Annotated in this window: 1 protein-coding gene; it reads left to right on the top strand. The window is 76.9% G+C overall.

Translation table 11 applies throughout. The features are described from left to right. Positions 1-4,725: type I polyketide synthase (locus tag VM95_RS37005; protein ID WP_045705610.1), on the top strand; the 4,725-nt coding region annotated here is incomplete at both ends.

The following is a 4,725-nucleotide window of genomic DNA, read 5'->3' as shown; positions in this document are numbered from 1 at the left end:
GTGCGCTTCGCTCCCGTCGTGCGCCGGCTGCTCGACGACGGCTTCGCCCTGTTCGTCGAGGCCAGCGCGCACCCCGTGCTGACCGTCGGCATCGGCGAGAGCATCGAGCAGGCCGGCGCGCGGGCGGCCGCCATCGGCACCCTGCGCCGCGAGGAGGGCGGCCCCGAGCGCGTGCTGCGCTCGCTCGCCGAGGCCTGGGTGCACGGCGCGCCCGTCGCCTGGCCCGAGGTCTTCGGCAGCGGCCCCACGGTCGACCTGCCCACCTACGCCTTCCAGCGCCGCCGCTACTGGCTGGAAGCCCCGCCCGCCGAACAGCTCGCCGCCCCGGCGGACGAGAGCGAGACCGCGTTCTGGGCCGCCGTCGAGAACCAGGACCTCAGCTCGCTGATCAGCAGCGCCGACATCGACGTGACGGACACCGAGGACTCCTGGGAGGCCGTGCTGCCCGCGCTCGCCGCCTGGCGCCGGGCCCGCCGCCGGTCCGCGACGATCGACCGCTGGCGCTACCGGATCGCCTGGCGGCCCGTCCCCGTGCCCGCAGCGCCCGCGCTGAGCGGCCGCTGGCTGCTGCTGCTCCCTCCCGCCGAGACCGCCCTGGCCGCCGACTGCCGCGACGCGCTGGCCGCGCACGGCGCCGAGCCCGTCCCGGTGCCGGTGGACGCCGCCACCGCCGACCGGGCCGCGCTGGGGGATGCTCTGCGCGCGGCCGCCGCCGACCGGCCGGTGGCCGGGGTGCTCTCGCTGCTCGGCCTGGACGAGCGCCCCCGGGCCGAACAGCCGCTGGTGCCGGCCGGCGTCGCCGCGACCGCCGCGGCCGTCCTCGCGCTCGACGACGCCGGGATCGAGGCCGGGCTGTGGAGCGCCACCAGCGGCGCCGTCCGGGCGGAGAAGGCCGATACCGTCGACCACCCCGTCCAGGCCCACGTCTGGGGCCTCGGCCGGGTGGCCGCCCTGGAGCGGCCCGCCCACTGGGCCGGCCTGGTGGACCTGCCGGCCGCGCTCGACCCGCGCGCCGCCGCCCGGCTCTGCGCGGTGCTCGGCGGCATCGAGGGCGCGGACGGCACCGAGGACCAACTGGCCGTCCGGGCCGGCGGGGTGTTCGCCCGCCGCCTGGTCCGCGCCCCGCTGGACGGCGCGCCCGCCGCGTTGAACGGCGCGCCCGCCGCGCGGCCGTGGCGCCCGCGCGGCACCGTGTTGGTCACCGGCGGCACCGGCGCCCTCGGCGCCCGGGTCGCCCGGGCCCTCGCCGCGCGCGGCGCCGAGCACCTGCTGCTGACCAGCCGGCGCGGACCCACCGCCCCCGGCGCCGCCGAACTCGCCGAGGAGCTCACCGGGTTGGGAGCCCGGGTCACCGTCACCGCCTGCGACGTCGCCGACCGGGCGGCGCTGGCCGCCGTCCTCGCCGCCGTGCCCTCGGACGCCCCGCTCACCGCCGTCGTGCACACCGCGGGCATCACCCAGGCCAGCCCGATCGACGAGACCGGCCCGGCCGAGCACGCCGCCGTCGTCGCGGGCAACTCGGCGGGGGCCGCCCACCTGGACGACCTGCTCGGGGACCGGGAGCTGGACGCCTTCGTGCTCTTCTCCTCGAACGCGGGCGTCTGGGGCAGCGGCGGCCAGGGCGCCTACGCGGGCGCCAACGCGTACCTCGACGCGCTCGCCGAGCACCGCCGGGCCCGCGGCCGCACCGCCACCTCGGTCGCCTGGGGCGCCTGGGACGGCGGCGGACTGACCGCCACAGACGGCGCCACCGAACAGCTGCGCCGACGCGGCGTCCTGGCCATGGACCCCGAACCGGCACTCGCCGCCCTGCTGCAGGCCGTCGCCCGGGACGAGACGTTCCTGGCCGTCGCCGACGTGGACTGGGCCCGGTTCGTGCCCGGCTTCACCGCCCGGCGCCGCAGCCCGCTGCTCGCCGAACTGCCCGAGGTGCGCGCCGCGTTGGGCGCCGCCGAGCAGGCCCCGCAGCCGGCGGACTCCGACCTCGCCCGCCGCCTGGCCGACACCCCGCCCGCCGACCACGAGCGGATCCTGCTCGACCTGGTGCTCACCGAGGTCGCCGCCGCGCTCGGCCACGACTCGCCCGATGCGCTGGAGGCCGGCCGCCCGTTCAAGGACCTCGGCTTCGACTCGCTGATCGCCGTCGACCTGCGCAACCGGCTGCGCACGGCAGCCGGTCTCCCGCTGCCGGCCACGCTGGTCTTCGACCACCCGACGCCCACCGCACTCGCCCGCCACCTGCGCGAGGAACTGCTCGGCCTGCGGGCGGCCGCGCCGCTGCCGGCCGCCGTCGCAGTCGGCACCGACGACGAGCCGATCGCCATCGTCGGCATGGCCTGCCGCTACCCCGGCGGGGTGACCACCCCCGAGGGCCTGTGGCAGCTGGTGCTCGACGGCCGCGACGCGGTCGGCGCGTTCCCCACCGATCGCGGCTGGGACACCGACGGCCTCTACGACCCGGACCCCGACCGGCCCGGCAAGTCCTACGTGCGCGAGGGCGGCTTCCTCACCGACGCCTCCCGGTTCGACGCCGGGTTCTTCGGCATCTCCCCGCGCGAGGCGCTGGCGATGGACCCGCAGCAGCGGCTGCTCCTGGAAACCTCCTGGGAGGCCATCGAACGGGCCGGAATCGACCCGGCCGCGCTCAAGGGCGGAGCAACCGGTGTGTTCGTCGGCGCCGCGCACCCCGGCTACGGCGAGGGCCTGACCCGGGTACCGGACGGCGTCGAAGGCCACCTGCTGTTCGGCGGCTCCTCGGCCGTCACCTCCGGCCGGGTCGCCTACACCTTCGGCCTCGAAGGCCCGGCGGTCACCGTCGACACCATGTGCTCCTCCTCCCTGGTCGCCCTCCACCTGGCCTGCCAGGCGCTTCGCACCGGCGAGTGCTCGACGGCGCTGGCCGCCGGCGCCATGATCATGGTGTCCCCGGGCGTCTTCGTCGCCTTCAGCCGCCAGCGCGGCCTCGCCCGCGACGGCCGCTGCAAACCCTTCTCCGCCGACGCGGACGGCACCGGCTGGGGCGAGGGCGTGGGCACCCTGCTGCTGGAACGGCTCTCCGACGCCCGCCGCCACGGGCACCCGGTGCTCGCCGTGATCCGGGGCAGCGCGACCAACCAGGACGGCGCCTCCAACGGCCTGACCGCCCCCAACGGCCCCTCCCAGCAACGGGTGATCCGCCAGGCACTGGCCAACGCCCGGCTCGCACCGGAGGACATCGACGCCGTCGAGGCCCACGGGACCGGCACCACGCTCGGCGACCCGATCGAGGCGCAGGCCCTGATCGCCACGTACGGGCGGGGCCGCAGCCCCGAACGGCCGCTGTGGCTGGGCGCGTTGAAGTCCAACATCGGCCACACCCAGGCGGCCTCCGGGATCGCCGGGGTGATCAAGACGGTGATGGCGCTGCGCCACGGCATCCTGCCGCGCACGCTGCACGCGGACGAGCCGACGCCCGAGGTGGACTGGTCGGCGGGCACCGTCCGGCTGCTCACCGAGCAGCGGGAGTGGCCCGCGGTGGACCGCCCGCGCCGGGCCGGGGTGTCGGCCTTCGGCGGCTCCGGCACCAACGCGCACGTGATCCTCGAGCAGGCGCCGGAGCCCGAACCCCCTGCTGGACCGTCCGCCGAGCGCCCGGCGCCGGTGCTGGACACGCCCGTCCTGCCCTGGGTGCTGTCGGGCCGGACGGCGGGCGCCCTGGCGGGCCAGGCCGAGCGGCTGGCCGCGGCGGCATCGGACAGTGCCCCGGCGGACGTGGCGCGTTCGCTGGTGGAGTCGCGGGCGGTGTTCGAGCGGCGTGCGGTGGTGCTCGGCTCCGCGCCGGAGCAACTGCGTTCCGCCCTGGGCTCGTTGGCGGCGGGGGAGCCGTCTGCGGCGGTGGTGACGGGTGTCTCGGGGGACGGGCGGGTGGTGTTCGTCTTCCCGGGGCAGGGGTCGCAGTGGGCGGGAATGGGGGCCGAACTGCTGGACACCGCGCCGGTGTTCGCCGAGCGGATCGCGGAGTGCGAGGCGGCGCTGGCGCCGCATGTGGACTGGTCGCTCACCGAAGTGCTGCGCAGCGGCAAGGACTTGGACCGGGTCGATGTGGTCCAGCCGGTGCTGTGGGCGGTGATGGTGGCGCTGGCCGAGCTGTGGCGTGCCGTTGGCGTCGAGCCGGCCGCCGTGGTGGGGCACTCGCAGGGCGAGATCGCCGCTGCCTGCGTCGCGGGCGCGTTGTCGTTGGAGGACGGCGCCCGGGTCGTCGCCCTGCGCAGTCGTGCTCTGTTGGCGCTGTCCGGCAAGGGTGGCATGGTCTCGCTTCCGCTGCCCGCCGAGGAGGTGGAGACGCTGCTGGAGCCGTACGGCGGCCGGATCGGGGTCGCCGCCCTCAACGGCCCTTCGTCGACGGTGGTGTCGGGCGACGCGGACGCCCTGGAGCAGCTGCTCGCCGAGCACGAGCGCGCCCGCCGCATCGACGTCGACTACGCCTCGCACGGCCCCCACGTCGAGGCGATCCGCGACGAGCTGCTCACCGCGCTCGCCGGGATCACCCCGCGCACGGCCGACGTCCCGTTCCACTCCACCGTCACCGGAGGGGAGTTGGACACCACCGCCCTGAACGCGGAGTACTGGTACACCAACCTGCGCCAGCCCGTCCGCTTCGCCCCGGTCGTCGAAGCCCTGGCCAGGCAGGGCCACGGGTCGTTCGTCGAGGTCAGCGCCCACCCGGTGGTGACCGTCGCGGTCGGC

The organism is Streptomyces rubellomurinus, from assembly GCF_000961885.1.
Lineage (GTDB): Bacteria > Actinomycetota > Actinomycetes > Streptomycetales > Streptomycetaceae > Kitasatospora > Kitasatospora rubellomurina.
The sequence above is the reverse complement of the archived record's forward strand: the minus strand, read 5'-3'. Positions and strand labels throughout refer to the sequence as shown.